The organism is Corynebacterium guangdongense, assembly GCF_030408915.1.
Lineage (GTDB): Bacteria > Actinomycetota > Actinomycetes > Mycobacteriales > Mycobacteriaceae > Corynebacterium > Corynebacterium guangdongense.
The window spans coordinates 2,204,408-2,222,437 of sequence record NZ_CP047654.1; the positions used below are offsets into that span (position 1 = coordinate 2,204,408).

15 protein-coding genes are annotated in these 18,030 nt (G+C 69.7%); 9 read left to right on the plus strand and 6 right to left on the minus strand.

Translation table 11 applies throughout. The annotated features are described in order from the left end of the window. Positions 1-8: 8 nt before the first annotated feature. Entirely contained in the window at positions 9-1,271 is a 1,263-nt protein-coding gene (pdxR, locus tag CGUA_RS10360) for a MocR-like pyridoxine biosynthesis transcription factor PdxR (RefSeq protein WP_290195402.1), read from the minus strand. A gap of 68 nt (positions 1,272-1,339) precedes the next feature. On the opposite strand from pdxR, the gene pdxS reads away from it, so the two are divergent. Further along, complete coding sequence (gene pdxS, locus CGUA_RS10365; protein WP_290195404.1) at positions 1,340-2,236, plus strand: pyridoxal 5'-phosphate synthase lyase subunit PdxS; 897 nt, start codon at positions 1,340-1,342, stop codon at positions 2,234-2,236. Here pdxS and CGUA_RS10370 read toward each other — a convergent pair whose 3' ends face one another. The 4 genes from CGUA_RS10370 to CGUA_RS10385 all read right to left on the minus strand — a co-directional run bounded on the left by CGUA_RS10370 (position 2,237) and on the right by CGUA_RS10385 (position 6,199). Beyond that, positions 2,237-3,370: an RNase H family protein gene (locus tag CGUA_RS10370; RefSeq protein ID WP_290195407.1), complete on the minus strand. Its 1,134-nt coding sequence runs from the start codon at positions 3,368-3,370 to the stop codon at positions 2,237-2,239. A gap of 78 nt (positions 3,371-3,448) precedes the next feature. Beyond that, complete coding sequence (locus CGUA_RS10375; RefSeq protein WP_290195410.1) at positions 3,449-4,582, minus strand: saccharopine dehydrogenase family protein; 1,134 nt, start codon at positions 4,580-4,582, stop codon at positions 3,449-3,451. A 235-nt stretch (positions 4,583-4,817) separates the two neighbouring features. Next, positions 4,818-5,456, minus strand: a complete 639-nt coding sequence (locus CGUA_RS10380; RefSeq protein WP_290195411.1) for a 3-oxoacid CoA-transferase subunit B — start codon at positions 5,454-5,456, stop codon at positions 4,818-4,820. Continuing rightward, entirely contained in the window at positions 5,456-6,199 is a 744-nt protein-coding gene (locus CGUA_RS10385) for a CoA transferase subunit A (RefSeq protein WP_290195413.1), read from the minus strand. The genes CGUA_RS10380 and CGUA_RS10385 overlap by 1 nt, the downstream gene beginning before the upstream one ends. Before the next feature lie 70 nt (positions 6,200-6,269). Between CGUA_RS10385 and CGUA_RS10390 the strand changes: the two genes are divergently transcribed. Genes CGUA_RS10390 through CGUA_RS10400 form a run of 3 tightly spaced genes read left to right on the plus strand, consistent with a single transcriptional unit; the run spans position 6,270 to position 8,996 of the window. After that, complete coding sequence (locus tag CGUA_RS10390; protein ID WP_290195415.1) at positions 6,270-6,983, plus strand: IclR family transcriptional regulator domain-containing protein; 714 nt, start codon at positions 6,270-6,272, stop codon at positions 6,981-6,983. A gap of 19 nt (positions 6,984-7,002) precedes the next feature. Next, positions 7,003-8,223 carry an acetyl-CoA C-acetyltransferase gene (locus CGUA_RS10395; RefSeq protein WP_290195418.1) on the plus strand — a complete coding sequence of 407 codons (1,221 nt, stop codon included), beginning with the start codon at positions 7,003-7,005 and terminating at the stop codon, positions 8,221-8,223. 2 nt (positions 8,224-8,225) lie between these two features. Beyond that, on the plus strand, positions 8,226-8,996 hold the full coding sequence (locus CGUA_RS10400) for an alpha/beta fold hydrolase (RefSeq protein WP_290195420.1): 771 nt from the start codon (positions 8,226-8,228) through the stop codon (positions 8,994-8,996). Positions 8,997-9,105: 109 nt separating this feature from the next. Here CGUA_RS10400 and CGUA_RS10405 read toward each other — a convergent pair whose 3' ends face one another. Then, a complete protein-coding gene (locus CGUA_RS10405; RefSeq protein WP_290195423.1) occupies positions 9,106-10,572 on the minus strand; it encodes an aldehyde dehydrogenase family protein in 1,467 nt (488 codons plus the stop codon). 108 nt (positions 10,573-10,680) lie between these two features. On the opposite strand from CGUA_RS10405, the gene CGUA_RS10410 reads away from it, so the two are divergent. The 5 genes from CGUA_RS10410 (at position 10,681) to CGUA_RS10430 (ending at position 18,012) form a co-directional block, all read left to right on the plus strand. Beyond that, entirely contained in the window at positions 10,681-12,714 is a 2,034-nt protein-coding gene (locus tag CGUA_RS10410; RefSeq protein ID WP_290195425.1) for a LuxR C-terminal-related transcriptional regulator, read from the plus strand. Between the two features lie 2 nt (positions 12,715-12,716). Beyond that, on the plus strand, positions 12,717-13,553 hold the full coding sequence (locus tag CGUA_RS10415) for an IclR family transcriptional regulator (RefSeq protein WP_290195427.1): 837 nt from the start codon (positions 12,717-12,719) through the stop codon (positions 13,551-13,553). A 158-nt stretch (positions 13,554-13,711) separates the two neighbouring features. Then, complete coding sequence (locus CGUA_RS10420; RefSeq protein ID WP_290195429.1) at positions 13,712-15,019, plus strand: cytochrome P450; 1,308 nt, start codon at positions 13,712-13,714, stop codon at positions 15,017-15,019. A gap of 12 nt (positions 15,020-15,031) precedes the next feature. Continuing rightward, complete coding sequence (locus tag CGUA_RS10425; protein WP_290195432.1) at positions 15,032-16,120, plus strand: PEP/pyruvate-binding domain-containing protein; 1,089 nt, start codon at positions 15,032-15,034, stop codon at positions 16,118-16,120. A gap of 29 nt (positions 16,121-16,149) precedes the next feature. Then, positions 16,150-18,012 (plus strand): PEP-utilizing enzyme, encoded by a 1,863-nt coding sequence (locus tag CGUA_RS10430; RefSeq protein WP_290195434.1) that lies wholly within the window; start codon positions 16,150-16,152, stop codon positions 18,010-18,012. Positions 18,013-18,030: the final 18 nt, after the last annotated feature.

The following is an 18,030-nucleotide window of genomic DNA, read 5'->3' on the forward strand; positions in this document are numbered from 1 at the left end:
GGGAACCGCTAGCCACGGATCACGTCCGCCAGGCGGCCCAGGGCGGTGCGCAGCCGGGCGTCGTCGAGCCCGCCGACCCCGAGCACGACGCCACCGCGCTCCGAGGCGGTCCAGTAGTCAGCCAGCCCCGCGACCCCGAAGCCCGCCGCTCGGCACCGCGCGACGACGTGCTCCTCCACCGTGCGGTTCGCTACCTCGATGACCGCGTGGAGGCCGCCGTCCATGGGAACGGCCTCCGGCAGCACTTCGCTGACGATCCGGCGGCGGCGCCGGTAGATGCGGCGCATTTTGGCGGTATGCCGACGCAGCCCGTCCTCCGCCATGAAATTCGCCATCGCGTCCTGCACCACCCCCGAGACCGGGGCGGTCGCCGCACCCGCAGCCTCCACGAGGTGCTCCGGGACGATGAGGAACCCCAGGCCCAGCGCGGGGGTCAGCGTCTTGGCGAAGGACCCGAGCAGTACCGCGTGTTCATCGAGGCCGGCCAGCGCGGCGTGGGCGGGGCGCAGCTCCGAGTCGTAGTCGTCCTCGACGATGAGCGCGCCGGAGCCGCGCGCCCACTCGATGAGCTCCAGGCGCCGCGACGCGGGCATCTGCGTGCCGGTGGGATAGAGGTGGTTGGGCATGACCAGGACGACGGAGGGGTTGGCCTCGGCGAGCGCGGTGACCGACATGCCCTCGGCGTCGGCGGCGATGGGCACGACCTCCCGACCGAGCGCGCGCGGCACCGCGTGGAGGGTGGGAAAACCCGGGTCGTCGACGCCGACGGGCCCCTCGGTCACGCCCATGATGGTGCGTAGCCCGTCGCGGGCGCCCGCGGTGATGACGACGTTGTCCGCGGTCACGGAGACCGAACGGGTCAACCGGACATGGTCGGCGATCTGCTGGCGCAGCCGCCGTGACCCGGGGGCCGGGTGCGCCGCGGGTTCGGCGGCGGCCATCCGCCAGGCCGCGCGCCAGGTGTGGGTGGCCAGCTCGCTGGTGTCGGGCACGCCCGGGGCCAGGAGGGTGGCCGCGCTCCGCACCGGCCGCACCGCGGTGCGGGCACGGCGGGCCGGCAGATCGGGGTTGACGCGGGTGCCCCCGCGGTCCGCGACGAGGAAACCCTCTCCGACCAGCTGCTCGTACGCCGTGACGACGGAGCCCCGGGACACCCCCATCTGTTTGGCCAGCGTACGGGTGGATTCCAGGCGGTCGCCGGGACTGAGTGTGCCGTCGTCGAGACGGCCGCGGACCAGGTCGACGATGCGCGCCGGGAGGGACTGGGTCATGTGGTCCAAAATTCCTGTCAGTTTTTGGCCTTCATCGTAGTCCACGGCGTTGCGCACAATGAACCACCATGACTGAAAACTCTGCACCACACGGTTCCCCCCTGGTCAAGCGCGGCCTCGCCGACCACCTCACCGGCGGCGTCATCATGGACGTCGTCACCGCCGAGCAGGCCCGCATCGCCGAGGAAGCGGGCGCCGTGGCCGTCATGGCGCTGGAGCGCGTGCCGGCAGACATCCGCGCCCAGGGCGGCGTAGCCCGCATGTCCGACCCGGACCTCATCGAATCCATCCAGGCCGCCGTCTCCATCCCGGTCATGGCCAAGGTCCGTATCGGCCACTTCGTGGAGGCCCAGATCCTCGAGTCCCTCAACGTCGACTTCGTCGACGAGTCCGAGGTCCTCTCCCCTGCCGACTACGTCAACCACGTCAACAAGCACGACTTCGAGATTCCCTTCGTCTGCGGCGCCACCAACCTGGGCGAGGCCCTGCGCCGCATCGCCGAGGGCGCGGCGATGATCCGCTCCAAGGGCGAGGCCGGCACCGGCGACGTCTCCGAGGCCACCAAGCACATCCGCAACATCACCCGCGAGATCCGCGAGCTCGCCGCCAAGGACGAGGACGAGCTCTACGTCTGCGCCAAGGAACTGCAGGCCCCGCTCGACCTCGTCCGCGAGGTCGCCGCCGCCGGCAAGCTTCCGGTCCCGCTGCTGGTCGCCGGTGGCGTGTCCACCCCGGCCGACGCCGCGATGATGATGCAGCTCGGCGCCGACGGCGTCTTCGTCGGTTCCGGCATCTTCAAGTCCGGCAACCCCGCCGCCCGCGCCAAGGCCGTGGTCGCCGCGACGAAGAACTTCACCGACCCGAAGGCCATCGCCGAGGCCTCCCGCGGCCTCGGCGAGGCCATGGTCGGCATCAACGTCGCCGACCTGCCGGCGCCGCACCGCCTGGCCGAGCGCGGCTGGTAGTCACTCCGTCCTCGAACCGCCGCCCCGACCGCCCCGACCGCCCCGGCGACGCCTCCTGCGTCGCCGGGGCGCCGTCGTCTTCACGGCGGACGTGACGCCCGTGGCGTCGCGCAGCGACTTGTCGATCCCCTTCTTCAGGGCCGCCTCCGACGCCTCCCGCGGGTGAATCGTCGCCCGCATCGCCAGGTAGGCGATCTGGTCGGCGGCCTTGTTCAGGGGATCGCCGGAATGGCCGAGCACCCGCTCGATGCGCAGATCCATCGACTCCTTCGCCGCCTTCCACGCCCGGTGATACTCGCTACGGACACTGCCCCGGATGCCGCCCCGGCGCCGACCGTCGGAGCCCCGCTTGTGCATGCCGGTCGCGGCCGCCAGCGCCCCGGCCGAGTCGCTCTCGATGACCGCCGACTTCGCCCCGACCCGCACCGCGTAGCGCAGCGCCTTCGTCAGCGCCACCATCTCCAGGTCGTCGATGCTCGCCGAGGTGGACCTGGTCTCCACCTCGAAATCCCCCGTCGAGGCCACAAAACACACGCTGCCCGTGGAATGGGTGTCGGAGGAGGCGTCGCAGGAGATCGTCACCGTCTCGACCTGGGTCGCCTCCATCCGGGAATAGCTCGGCAGCCAGCGGGTCTCCGGCGCCGCCGCCCGCGCCTCCTGCTGCCGCCGACGACGCTCCTGACCCGACACCTGGATCGTCGTCGCCTTCCGACGTCGTTGCATGATGCTGTTGGCCCGGCGCACCGCCCGGTTCTGCGGGGAGAAGGACCCCGACACGTCGAAACCGGCCTTCTCCAGCAGGGAACGCAGCGCCATCTGCCGCTTGCCGGTCACCACCCACACGTTGCGGGGCGACAGGCGCAGCCGCTGCAGCTCCTGCTGCAGCGCCTCGACGGCCAGCGGGTCCGGGTCCCGCTTCGCGACCCCGTCCTCCAGCACCGCCCGCTTGCCCTTGCCGCCGTCGACGGCGATGATCCAGCCCTGCTTGTCCGCGTCCTTGCCCGACTTCCACGGCTCCTCCCACATCGCGATCGCGACGTGGACCGGGCGGGCCACCTGCCCGGCGGTCACCTCGCGGGTGGCATAGGTCCGCGAGGACGAACCACCCAACTCACCCAGCGAAATCTTGTCCATGTCCTCCACGGTATCGGTATCCGGGCCGGCGCCTCACATCGGCACTGGTGCCGGTCGTCTTCCAGGCCAGCCCCTCGGCTAGGGCCCGGTGATTTCCATGCCCGCGTCCCGGAGGCGCTCGACGTAGGCCTCGCCCAGCGTCGCCGGCGTCCCCACTCCCGGGGCGCCGGCGCCATCGAGAAGCGAGTACGCGGCCTCGACGATCATGAGCGCGGCGCCCTCGTAGCCGGGGTCCATGTCGAGCCGGACCCGCACGGCCGCGCCGCTGTCGACGTCGGTGGTCGTGACGGTGAAGGAGCCCTTCTCGCGTTGCGCCCGGGACGGTCCCTCCCCCGGTTTCGGCAGGAAGCGGCGCATGATCGCACGCCCCCACTTGCGCCGGATGAGCTGCGCGATCAGAACCAGCCCGAGGGCGAACCCGGCGGTCCGGATGCGGCCGCCGATGCGCTGGTACTCGACGTAGCTGAAGTTCTCCCCGTAGTCGAGCAGCTGCGCGGACCGCCGCACCAGGCGCGTGTTGTAGCCGGCCATGAAGAAGGGCGCGTCCCAGGGCCGGAAACCCGTGGCCACCACCCGCTGATCCGAGCTCTCCCCGGGAGCCAGGGCGAAGGGGGAACGGATCGCCTGCCGACGCTCCGGGGACGAGATCTCTGAACTGGCCGCCTGGTAGGAGTCCAGCATCGAGGCGACAGTGCCGCCGGAGACGCCGCCGTTGAGGTCGGAGATGACCATTTCCACCTCGCCCAGCTCGTCGACCATCCGGCTGAGCTGGAAAACGGCGATGTCGGAGGGGACGGAGTCGAAGCCGGCGGAGTGGATGATCCTCGCGCCGCTGTCGCGGGCGATGTCGTCCAGCTCGACGACACTGTCGTGGACGAACACGACCTCGCCACACAGGTCGACGTAGTCGGTGCCGTTCTCGGCGCAGGCGCGGATCAGGGTGCGGCCGTGGAGGTTGTAGGGCCCGACCGTGGTCAGGACGACCTTCGCCGAGCGTGCCAGCCTGGCCATGGCGTCGGCGTCGGCCGCGTCGGCGACGATCATGGGATAGGGCGCATCGAGCGCGGCCAGCTTCCTCCGGTTGCGCCCGGCCACGGCGATCCGCATGCCGTCGGGGGCGGTCCGGCACACGTAGTCGACGATGAGCTTGCCGACGAAACTCGCGGCCCCGAATATGACGAGGTCATAGGACGGCTGACTGGGCTGTGTCATGCCCTAGATGGTAGGTGCGTTACCCGGGCCTCGCCATCACGGGGCCGTCGCACCGCCGGTGCACAGCCATTGCACAGTCCCGGAACCTCCTGGGCGGGAGGAAATGTAATATGACGCCCCGCAGCTCCCGTCTTCTCGTGTAATTGCACGAGAAGACGGGAGCCGAGGGACGCCGTATTACAGACGCGCCCGTGTCAACGAAGACCGGGCGGCCGGGCCGATCACCGACGAGACGCTAGACGGCGACCTCGAAGTCGGCCTCGGTGACGGCGCGGACGGAGTCCACGCTCTCACCCTCGGCGACCTCGACGAGGGTCAGACCCTTGTCCTTGTCCACGGTGAACACCGCGTAGTTGGTCACGATGAGATCGACGCACTTGGCGCCGGTCAGCGGGAGCTTGCACACCGGAAGGATCTTGGACTCGCCCTTCTTGGTGGTGTGGTCCATCATGACGATGATCTTCTTGGCGCCGTGGACCAGGTCCATCGCGCCGCCCATGCCCTTGACCATCTTGCCCGGAATCATCCAGTTGGCGAGGTCACCGTGCTCGGAGACCTCCATGGCGCCGAGGACGGCGACGTCGATGGAGCGCGAACGGATCATGGCGAAGGAGTCGGAGGAGGAGAAGAAGCTCGCGCCCTCCCCGGCGGTGATGGTCTCCTTGCCGGCGTTGATCATCTGCGGATCGACGTCCTCGTCCAACGGGTACGGGCCGACGCCGAGAATGCCGTTCTCGGAGTGCAGGACGACCTCGAGGTCCTCGGGCAGGTAGCCCGGAATGAGGGTCGGCATGCCGATGCCGAGGTTGACGTACTGGCCGTTCTCCAGCTCGAGTGCCGCGCGGGCGGCCATCTGCTCACGTGTCCAGGTCATTAGTTACGCACCGTCCTGTTCTCGATACCGGTTTCCTGCGGGCCGACGACCACGACGCGGTCGACGTAGATGCCGGGCAGGTGGACCTCGTCCGGGTGGATTTCGTCGACCTTCTCCTCGACCTGGGCGATGGTGATCTTGCCGGCCATCGCCGCGTCCGGGTTGAAGTTGCGGGCGGTCTTCTCGAAGACGAGGTTGCCGAAGCGGTCGGCCTTGGCGGCGTGGACGAAGGCGAAGTCCGTGCGGATGGATTCCTCGAGCACGTAGAGCTCACCGTTGAACTCGCGGGTCTCCTTGGGCTTGGAGGTTTCGACGATCTCGCCCTCGGCGTTGTAGCGGACCGGCAGTCCGCCGTCGGCCAGCTGCGTGCCGACGCCGGCCTTGGTGTAGAACGCCGGGATGCCCGCGCCGCCGGCGCGCATGCGCTCGGCGAGGGTGCCCTGCGGGGTGAACTCGACCGAGAGCTCACCGGAGAGGTACTGGCGGGCGTACTCCTTGTTCGAACCGATGTAGGAGCCGATGGAACGGGTGATCTTGCCGTCTGCCAGCAGCAGGCCGAGGCCGAAGCCGTCGGTGCCGAGGTTGTTGGAGACGATGGTCAGGTCACCGGCCCCCTGGCTGCGCAGGGCGTCGATGAGGCGGGCGGGGATGCCGACGAGGCCGAAACCACCGACGGCGATTGACGCCCCGTCGGAAATGTCGGCCACCGCATCACTGATTGATTCGATGGTCTTGTCAAGCATGATTCTCAGCGTACACTGGAGTTCGGTGAACGCACAAGGGTTCACCAAGCGAACAGAAAGGGGTCCGGCCATGGGCACACCCGCACCGGCGTCCGACACCCACGTGCAGTCTTTTGCCCGTGGGCTGCGCGTCATCACGACCTTCGACGCCACCCGTCCCCGGCAGACGCTCACGCAGGTCGCCGGCGCCAGCGGTCTGGCCCGGGCCACCGTCCGCCGCCTCCTGCTGACGCTGGTGGACCTCGGTTACGCCGCCACCGACGGCTCGACCTTCTGGCTGACCCCGAGCATCCTGGAGCTGGGCTTCGCCTACGTCTCCTCGCTCCAGCTGCCGGAGATCGCCCAGCCCCACCTGGAGCAGCTCTCCCGCGTGGTCGGCGAGTCCTCGTCGATGTCCATCCTCGACGGCGAGGATATCGTGTACGTCGCCCGCGTGCCGGTCACCCGCATCATGAGCCTGACCATCACGGTCGGCACGCGGCTGCCCGCGGAACCCACGGCGATGGGCCGGGTGCTGCTCGCCGGGCTTGACGACGCCCCCGCCGACCCCCTCCTGGCCGAGATCCGACGGCAGGGCTACGCCGTCGTCGACCAGGAGTTGGAGTCGGGGCTGCGCGCGGTCGCCGCCCCGGTCCTCGACGCCACGGGGGCGACGGTCGCGGCGGTCAACATCGCCACCTCCGCCTCCTCTTACACCCTCACCGAACTGCACGAACGGGTCGCCCCCGCGGTCGTCGAAACGGCCCGGCTCATCAGCCACGACCTCAAGACCACCACCAAGTAACAAGTAAAGGAACATCATCATGACCAGCCCCACCGACATCGTCCTGTGCTCCCCGCTGCGCACCCCCGTCGGCCGTTACGGCGGCGCCCTGACCGCCGTCCCGGTTCAGGATCTGGCCAGCACCGTGGTCAAGGCCCTCATCGAGCGCACCGGCCTGAACCCGACCGACGTCGATGACCTCATCCTCGGCCAGGCGTCCCCGAACGGCGCCGCCCCGGCCCTGGGTCGCGTCGTCGCCCTCGACGCCGGCCTCGGCGAGAGCGTCCCGGGCATGCAGCTCGACCGTCGCTGCGGTTCCGGCCTGCAGGCCATCGCCACCGCCGCCGCCCACATCTCCTCGGGCGCGGCCGATCTCATCATCGCCGGTGGCGCCGAAGCCATGTCGCGCACCGAATACACCGTCGACGCCGACGTCCGCTGGGGCAAGAAGGGCGGCAACATGGTCTTCCGCGACCGTCTCGCCGAGGCCCGCGAGACCGCCGGCGGCAAGAACCATCCGATCCCTGGCGGCATGATCGAGACCGCGGAGAACCTGCGCCGCGACTACTCCATCGAGCGCGAGGCCCAGGACCAGATGGCCTACGAGTCCCACATGCGCGCCGTCGCCGCCCAGGAGAAGGGCCTTTTCGACGCCGAGATCGTCCCGGTCGTCGTGCCGAACCGCAAGGGCGACGTCATCGTCGACAAGGACGAGCATCCGCGTGCGGACACCACCGTCGAGAAGCTCTCGACCCTGCGTCCGATCATGGGCCGCCAGGACGACGAGGCCACCGTCACCGCCGGCAACGCCTCCGGCCAGAACGACGGCGCCGCAGCATGCATCGTCACCACCCGCGCCCGCGCGGAGGAGCTGGGCCTGACCCCGGCGGTCACCCTGCGGGGCTGGGCGGTCGCCGGCGTCGCCCCGGAGCGCATGGGCATCGGGCCGGTCAAGGCCACCGAGAAGCTGTTCAAGCGCCTGGATCTGACCTTCGACGACATCGACCTCATCGAGCTCAACGAGGCCTTCGCCGCCCAGGCCCTGGCCTGCCTCAAGGAGTGGGGCATCTCCGCCGACGACGAGCGGCTCAACCCTGTGGGCTCGGGTATTTCCATGGGCCACCCGGTCGGCGCCACCGGCGCACGTATGGTGGTCACCGCAGCCCACGAGCTCGCCCGTACCGACAAGAACCGCGCACTGGTCACCATGTGCATCGGCGGCGGCCAGGGCCTGGCCGCCGTGATCGAGAAGGAGAACTAGAGATGATTCTGCACCACGTCGAATACCCGTCCCGCGGGGAGGACACCGGCGTCCCGGTCGTCTTCCTCGGCTCCATCGCCTCCACGACGAACATGTGGCTGCCGCAGCTCGACGCCCTGTCCGCGAACCACCGGGTGATCGCCCTCGACCACCCGGGCCACGGCCGCTCCGGCAAGCCGGATCTGCCGGCCGGCGAGGCCACGGTCTCCGACCTGGCGGACAACGTCCTCAAGACGCTGACCCACCTGGGCGTCCAGGAGTTCGCCGTCGTCGGCCTGTCGATGGGCGGCGCCATCGCCCAGTACCTGGCGGCGACCAGCTCCCGCGTGACCCGGGCCGCGTTCCTGTGCACGGCCACCGCCTTCGGCGGCAAGGAGAAGTGGGCCGAGCGCGCCCAGCTCACCCGGGCCAAGGGCACCGAGGCGATGGCCGACGCCGTCGTCAGCCTGTGGCTGTCCGAGGACTACGCCACCACACACCCGGCCACCCGCGACTGGTACCGCTCCATGATCCGCCGCACCAGCGGCGAGGGCTACGCCCACGGCGCCGACGCGCTGGGCTGCTGGGACTTCGCCTCCCGCCTGCACCGCATCACCTGCCCGGTGCTGACGCTGGCCGGGGCCGACGACAAGTCCACTCCCCCGGAGGTCGTCCACGCCATCGCCGAGAAGGTCTCCGGCCCGGCCACGACGGTCACCGTTCCGGGCGGCCACGTGCCGACCCTCGAGTCCGCTGACGCGGTCAACGAGGCGCTCGCCGAGTTCCTGGCGTAGACGCACCACGCCTCCGGCCCGCACAGCTGTGCGGGCCGGAGGCGTTTTCCTGTCCGGCCGCAACCCGCACGCCTGGACCGAAAGACCGGCCGTGCGGGTGTCGTCCGGGCTAGAAGGGGAACTTGTTGAACCCGTCGGTCACGCTGACCCAGTGGTCGGTGGTGAACTCCTCGATGGCCCACTCGCCGTTAAAGCGGCCGACCCCGGAGTTCTTCTCCCCGCCGAACATGACGTGCGCCTCGTCGTTGACGGTGATGTCGTTGACGTGGGTCATGCCGGCCTCGACACGGCGGGCGAAACGCACGCCGCGGGTGAGGTCGCGGGTGAACACGGCCGAGGAAAGGCCGAACTCGGTGTCGTTGGCCAGTTCGAGGGCGTGCTCCTCGTCGTTGGCCCGGGCGATGCCCACGACGGGGCCGAAGATTTCCTCGCGGAAGAGCTCCATGTCCGGGGTGACGTCGGCGAAAACGTGCGGCGGGATGACGCGGCCCTCGATCGGGTTGGCGACGATCTCGCGGGCGCCCTCGGCGCGCGCCCTCTCGATCTTGGCGGACACGGATTCCAGCTGGCTGTCGTTGACGACGGGGCCGACGATGGTGGCGTCGTCAAGCTGGCTCCCGTAGGTGACCCCGCGCACCCGCTCGCCGTAGCGCTCGACGAACTCGTCGTAGACGTCGGTGTGGACGATGATGCGGTTGATGGACATGCAGATCTGGCCCTGGTGGAGGAACTTGCCCATGGTGGCCGCGCCGACGGCGAGGTCGAGGTCGGCGTCGTCGAGCACGACCATCGGGGCGTTGCCGCCGAGCTCCAGGGCGACCTGCTTGATGTGCTCGCCGCCCAGCGCCTTGGCGCCGATCTGCCTGCCGACGGGCGTGGAACCGGTGAAGGAGATGAGCGAGGGAACCTCGGATTCGACGAAGTGGTCGCCGATCTCGGAACCGGCGCCGACGACGACGCCGAGCACGCCGGACGGCAGGCCGGCCGCCTCAAAGATGTGGGCCAGCAGCGTGCCTCCGGTGATCGGGGTGTCACTGGCGGGCTTGAGCACCACGGCGTTGCCGCAGGCCAGCGCGGGCGCGACCGAGCGCATCGACAGGGTGAAGGGGAAGTTCCAGGGGCTGATGACGCCCACGACGCCGCGCGGCTCACGGAAGACGAAGTTCGTCTTGCCCGGGGTGTTGGAGGGGTGGATGCCGCCGTGGATTCGGGTCGGGAAAGTGGCCGCCTCCTTCAGCGAGCCCAGCACCAGGCCGACCTCGACGTTGGCCTTGATCCCCGAGGAGCCGGACTCCGCGCGGATCAGCGCGACGATGGCGTCACGGTTCTCGGTGATGAACTGCGCGGCCTGCTCCATCACCTCGGAGCGCTTCCGCGGGGGCAGCGCCGCCCACTCGACCTGGGCCTTCGCCGCGGCCGCGTAGGCGTCGTCGACGTCCTCCTTGGACGCCTGGCGGATGGTGACGATGTCGGCGTCGTCGAAGGGGTTGCGGTCGGTGGCGACACGCTCGGAGCGCCCCTCCCGCCATCCCTCGATGAAGATCTTGTCGGACACCAGATGGGAGTAGTCGGTCATGGCCGGGACCCTTTCAGATTGTGACGTAGACGAGCCCCATCTTGCCCACGAGATAACCCCCACACAACGGCCGCCCGCCCGGTCACCCCCGCTGCTAGGTTCACTAGCATGCGCCACCGCCTCATCAGCCGGATCACCCACAGCATCACGGCCCGCGAACCCGGGGAGGGGCACCTGGTCCTCATCCTCGCGGACACCGCCGCCGACCCGGCCGCATTCCTCAGCGAACTCAGCCATTCCCTCTCCTCAGAGAAGGTCCACCGGATCAGCTTCCTCGCCGCCAACCGGGAACAGCCCGGTTCCCTGAGCACGCTTCTCGACGCCTCCCCCGACTCCCGCCGCAGTGACGTCCTGCTCATCGACGACCTGCACTTCGCCGACGAGGAGTCGGTGCGCGTCCTGCTCACCGCCGTCACCCAGGGGCCGCGGCCGCGCAAGACAGTCGTGGCGACCATCGCCCACGATCCCGGCATCAGCGCGGCCACACTCATCCACCTGCCGCCGATGACCCTGGCCGAGACGGCCGCGTACGTGCGCGACCACCACGGTTTCTCCCTGCCGGCGGCCACCGCCGAGTCCGTCCACCGCGCGTCCTCGGGCTCCCGGCGCGGGGTCGACGCCCTCATCGCCCAGCGGCCCACGGACCAGTGGCTCAGCGACACCGCCCCCACCGGGGACTCCCTGCGCGTCGCCGCCGAGCACGCCGCCGCCGGCCGTTTCGACGCCGCGTCCGTCTACCTGGCGGACGCGCCCGCCCCCGGGGAGGCGCCCGGGGTGCGTGAGGCCTTGTCGACCTACCTGGCCCTCTACGCCGGCAACCGGCGACAGGCCCTCGACTATGTCCGGGAGACGGCCCAGCGTGAGTCCACCGCCGCGCTCCTGGTGCGCAGCGCCATGATCCACCTCGCCGACTGGCGGCTGGAGGAGGCGGCGACGCTGGCCGGGCGGGCCCGGGGGCTGGCCGTACCCGGTGCCGCCGACGCCGACGAGGCGCTCGTCCTCTCCGAGTTCGCCCGGACCGCGCTCGGCGCCCACCAGGGGCGGCCGTTCCCGGATCTGGACACGGCCACCCCGGTGGGCGCCCAGCGCCACCGCCTCTTTCGGGGCTGGACGGCGCTGGCGCAGGACGATCCGCTACGCGCCCGGGAGGATCTGCGCATCCTCTCCACGGACACCCCGGTGCTGCGGCTGTGGCAGGACGCGTGGTTGGCCCGCACCCTCTACGTTCTCGGTGACCTGGCCGGCGCCGCCGAGGCGGTCGAGCGGGGCCTGTCTTCCGCCGAGGTTCGCGGCGTCGAGCTGCTCACCCCGCTGCTGCTGTGGACCGGGGCGCAGACGGCGTCGATGCGCGGCGACGACGCGCTGACCCGCTACTACCTGGCCCGTGCCGTCCTGCCCGACGACTCTTTCCTCCTGCAGACCCTGCCCGCGGCCATGGGCCGGATGATCGTGACGGCCTCGACCACCGACCAGTCGCTGGCGCTGCGCGCCGGCGACCATCTCAGCTCCGTCGCCTCCTCGGCGAACATCGGCCAGCCCGGCTACTGGGTGTGGGAGGACATCTACGCGCAGACGCTGCTGCGGGCCGGGCGCATCGAGGAAGCCGACGAGGTCATCGGCGTGGCCGAGGTTGCCCAGCGGGGCGCGGGCCTGGCCTCGGTCCACGCCCGCACGGCGATGGTGCGCGCCGGCATCCAGCTGCAGCGCGGCGACAAGACCCGGGGGTTCCGCACCTTCGAGGACGCCATCGACTCGCTGCGTGACCTGTCCATGCCGACGTACCTGGCCCGCGTGCTCTTCCAGTTCGGCCAGGCGCTGCGCCGCTACGGCCGGCGTTCGCAGGCGGACGAGATCTTCGCCTGGGCCGCAGAGACCTACCAGACCATCGGCGCCCCGGCCCGGGTGCGGGAGTGCCGGGCCGAGCGCCGGGTCAGCGGCGTCGGCGGGCATGCCCTGACCCGCACCGGGCTGACCCCGCAGGAGGAGCAGATCGTGCGCCTGGTCGTCGACGGCGCGACCAACCGGACCATCGCCACCGAGCTGACGCTGTCGACCAAGACCGTCGAGTACCACCTGACCAGCGTGTACCGGAAGCTCGGGGTGCAGGGACGGCAGGAACTCAAAGCAAGGATCGGGGGCTAGGGGTGGCGGGCAACAACCGGACCCCGGGGCGCTCGGTGATCAGCAAGGTCTCCGCGGTGCTGCGCAGCTTCGAACTGGCGAAGCACCCGCAGACCCTGGGCGGCATAGCCGAGTCCGCCGATCTCCCGCTCAGCTCGGCGCACCGCATCGTCTCCGAACTGGTCGACGAGGAGATCCTGTCCAAGATGAGCGACGGGCGCTACACCATCAACCTGCGCCTGTGGAGCCTGAGCCAGTCGGTGGGCCAGCAGATCAGGACCGCGGCGCACCCCTTCGTGCAGGACCTCTACTCGCTGACCGGGCACACCTCCCACCTGGCGGTGCGCTACGGGCGCGACAGCCTCTACGTCATCCGCCTCTACGGTTCCCAGCGCGTCCCGCGCACCTCCTGGGCCGGCAGCCGGCAGCCGCTGCACTCCACCGCCGTGGGCAAGGTGCTGCTGGCCTACTCCAGCACGTGGATGTGGGACGCCTACATCGACGGCGGCATGGAGGCCTTCACGCCGCTGACCATCCAGCGGCCCGAGCGGCTGAAGGAGGAGCTGCGTGCGGTGCGCGCCCACGGCTGGGCCACCACGCACCAGGAGCAGCGGCTGGGCACCTCCTCGATCGCGGTGCCGGTCTTCCACCAGGGCGACATCGGGGCGGCGATCGGCGTGGTGGCGCCGGCGGACGCGTACAGGGAGCTCCGGCGCCACGTGCCCGCCATGCAGCAGCTGGCGCTCAAGATCGAGGCGGCGACGAACCACATTCCTCTGGAAACGCTCATTTCCTTCTATCCGGACGGCCCGGAGGACCCGGATCACGAGCACAACGGCAGCTCAGAGTACCCCTACTAATCCACTTCCACTGAGTGGAAGTTACGGGTCGCCTTTGGGCCGTCCGGCACGCACCATGTACCCCAGGTCACACAGTGACAGGCATCACCCGCACGAGCATCGATGGTCCCGGTCTCGCCCGGCCACAGGCTCACAGCAACCTGGAGGAGCACCACCCCATGAGCGCCACGACCCAGACCCAGACTGACAGCACCACCCAGCAGACCACCGGCGGCTGCCCCTTCGGCCACGGCGCCGAGGCCGCCACCGACCACCACGGCTATGAGCCGTTCAACCAGAAGAACCCCTTCCCGGCCTACGCCGAGCTCCGCAAGGAGGAGCCGGTCATGTTCGACGAGCGCATCGGCTACTGGGTCGTCTCCCGCTACGACGACATCAAGGAGGTCTTCGGCGACTGGGAGACCTTCTCCTCCGAGAACGCCCAGGCGCCGGTCCGGGAGCGCGGGCCGCAGGCCACCAAGATCATGAAGGACGGCGGCTTCACCGCCTACTCCGGCCTCTCCGCCCGCGTTCCCCCGGAGCACACCCGCATCCGCGAGATCGCCCAGAAGGCCTTCACCCCGCGCCGCTACAAGGCGCTGGAGCCGGACATCCGCGCCGGCGTCGTCGAGCGGCTGGAAACCATGCTCGCCCGCCGGGAGCGCACCGGCGACATCTTCACGGACCTGGCCTACGACATCCCCACCATCACCATCCTCACGCTGATGGGCGCCGACACCGCCAAGATCGACACCTTCAAGCAGTGGAGCGACTCCCGCGCCGCGATGACCTGGGGGGATCTCTCCGACGAGGAGCAGATCCCGCACGCCCACAACCTGGTCGCCTACTGGCAGGAATGCCAGCGCCTGGTCGCCGACGCCAAGGCCAACGGCGGGGACAACCTCACCGCCGACCTGGTCCGCTTCCAGGCCGAGGGCGGCGAGATCTCCGACCACGAGATCGCCTCCCTGCTCTACTCCCTGCTCTTCGCCGGCCACGAGACCACCACGACCCTGATCTCCAACACCTTCCGCGTCCTGCTGGCGCACCGGGATCAGTGGCAGGCCATCGTCGAGGACCCGAAGAAGATCCCCGCCGCCGTCGACGAGACGCTGCGCTACTCCGGCTCCATCGTCGGCTGGCGTCGCAAAGCGCTCAAGGACACCACCGTCGGCGGCGTGGAGATCAAGGCCGGCGACGGACTGCTCCTGCTCATGGGCTCCGCCAACCGCGACGAGGACCGCTTCGACGACGGCGAGTCCTTCGACATCACCCGCACCAACGCCCGCGAGCACCTCTCCTTCGGCTACGGCATCCACTACTGCCTCGGCAACATGCTCGCCAAGCTGCAGGCCAAGATCTGCCTCGAGGAGGCCGTGAAGCTGGCCCCGAGCCTGCGGCTGCGCGGCGACGGCCACGACATCGACTTCCGCGAGAACCTCTCTTTCCGCGTCCCCACCTCCGTCCCGGTCACCTGGGACAACTAGAAGGAGCGAACAATGACTGAGCACAACCCGTACATCCAGACCTTCGACGACCCGCGCGAGCCGCTGCTCGAGGACCTCGGCGGCAAGGGCGCGTCCCTGGTCTCGATGACCGCCGCCGGCATGCCGGTCCCCCCGGGCTTCGTGGTCACCACGAAGAACTACCTCGACTTCATCGAGGGCTCCGGCATCAGCGCCAAGATCGACGAGCACCTGGCCACCATCGACCCGGACGACGTCGCCGCCATCGACGTGCTGGCCGGCAAGATCCGCGACGCGCTGCTCAACCGCCCGATCGCCGAGACCCAGCGCATCGTGCTCAAGGAGGCCTACGAGGACCTCATGGCCCGCTGCGGCGGCGGGGACGTCCCCGTGGCCGTGCGCTCCTCCGCCACCGCCGAGGACCTGCCGGAGGCCTCCTTCGCCGGCCAGCAGGACACCTACCTCTGGGTCACCGGCTACGAGGACGTCCGCGAGCACATCCGCATGTGCTGGGCCTCGTTGTTCACCACCCGCGCCATCACCTACCGCCTGAAGAACAACATCCCCACCGACGGCCTCGGCATGGCCGTGGTGGTGCAGAAGATGGTCAACGCGCGCGTCGCCGGCGTGGCGATGACCCTGAACCCGAACAACGGCGACCGCTCCAAGATCGCCGTGGACTCCTCCTGGGGCGTCGGCGAGATGGTCGTCTCCGGCGAGGTCACCCCGGATCACATCCTCCTGGACAAGATCACCCTGCAGGTCGTCACCGAGCACCTCGGGGACAAGCACGCCGAACTCGTCCCTGACGCGGAGGCCGGCACGCTGGTCCAGCGCGAGGTCGAGCCGGAACGCGCGCAGCGACGCTCGCTCACCGACGCCGAGCTCGAGGCCGTCGCCCGGATGGCCAAGCGCGCCGAGAAGCACTACAAGAGCCCGCAGGACATCGAGTGGGCGCTCGACGCCGACCTGCCCGACGGCGAGAACCTCCTACTGCTGCAGTCGCGCCCGGAGACGGTCCACTCCAACCTCACCCAGGAACCCGAGAAGGCCACACCCGCCTCCCCCGCCGGCGGCGCCTTCGACCTCTCCTCCCTCACCTCCGCCTTCCTTCCCAGCTAGTCCCCTCCCCCTCCTCAAGGAGTCCCCTCATGACCACCACCGCCACCCCCTCCCACGTCAAGGCCGGCACCCGCACCTCCTTCCCCAAGCCCTCCGACATCCCGGTCCCCGCCGGCGCCGAGAACTGGCGGGAGCTCTACCCCTACTACCTCGTGCCGCAGCCGGGGATGGAAGAGAAGGACGACGAGAAGTTCTGGTTCTGCGAGTACCAGCACTGGCCGAGCGTCGTGAAGCCCTTCGAGACCATCGGCGTGGAGTACGCCGACAAGTGCCTGGGCCAGTACAACGCCCGCCACCTCATGGTCCCGACCGCCAAGGGCATCGAGTTCCGCATCCACCAGGGCTTCGTCTACAACTCCCCCATCGCCGTCCCGGACGAGGAGGTCGCCGCCCGCGTCCCCGAGTTCCAGGCCCGCCTGGCCCACTACTTCCAGAACTGGGAGCCGATGCTCGCCGACTGGAAGAAGAAGGTCCGCGCCACCATCGACGAGCTCGAGTCCCTCGAGTTCCAGCCGCTGCCCGAGATCGTCCCCATGGCGGACATCACCTCCGGCAAGGGGATGGACGGCTCCGAGGTCCTGCTGGAGAACTACGACCGCCTGATCAACCTGGCGTACCGCAACTGGCAGTACCACTTCGAGTTCCTCAACCTCGGCTACATCGCCTACCTGGACTTCTTCAACTTCTGCAAGGAGGTCTTCCCGGACATCCCCGACCAGTCCATCGCGACGATGGTCCAGGGCGTGGACATGGAGCTGTTCAAACCGGACGACGAGCTCAAGGAACTGGCGCTGCTGGCCGTCGAGCTTGGCCTGCAGCCGCACTTCGCCAACCCGGACGACGCCGAGGCCACCCTCGCCGCCATCGCCGGCGCCGACGGCGGCGAGCGCTGGCTCGCCCGCTGGGAGGAGGCCAAGGACCCGTGGTTCAACTTCACCACCGGCAACGGCTTCTACGGTCACGACCGCTACTGGATCGACCACCTCGACATCCCGCTGAACTTCATCCAGGACTACATCCGCCGCCTGGACGACGGCCAGATCATCAAACGCCCGACCGAGGAGCTCGTCGCCGAGCGCGACCGCATCATCGAGGAATACCGCGAGCTGCTCAGCGCCGAGAACGCGGCCACCTTCGACGCCAAGCGCGGTCTGGCGGCCACCGCCTACCCCTACGTCGAGAACCACAACTTCTACATCGAGCACTGGACCATGGGCGTGTTCTGGCGCAAGGTGCGCGAGCTCTCCCGGCTCTTCCACTCCCTGGGTTTCTGGCCGGAGGAGGACGACCTGCTCTACCTCCAGCGCAACGAGGTCCGGGACGCGATCTTCGACTACGTCACCGCCCACGGCATCGGCTCCCCGGACGGCCCGGTCGGCCCCGTCTACTGGCCGAAGGTCGTCGAGCGCCGCAAGGGCATCGTCGCGGCGCTGAAGACCGCTCGCCCGCAGCCGGCCCTGAACACCCCGCCGGCGTCGATCACCGAGCCCTTCACCCGCATGCTCTGGGGCATCACCACCGAGCAGGTCGAGTCCTGGCTGGGCGCCGACGACACGGACGACAGCGGAACGCTCAAGGGCATGGCCGCCTCCGCCGGCGTCGTCGAGGGTGTCGCCCGCGTCATCTTCGACGCCGACCAGCTCAATGAGATTCAGCCGGGCGACATCCTCGTCGCCCCGGTCACCGCCCCGTCCTGGGGCCCGGTGTTCGGCAGGCTCGGCGCCGCGGTCACCGACATCGGCGGAATGATGAGCCACGCCGCCATCGTCTGCCGCGAGTACGCCCTGCCCGCCGTCACCGGCACCGGCAGCGCCTCCAGCGTCATCAAAACCGGCATGCGCCTGCGCGTCGACGGCACCGCGGGCACCGTCGAAATCCTCGAGACCGTCTAACCCACCGAAAGGACCCAC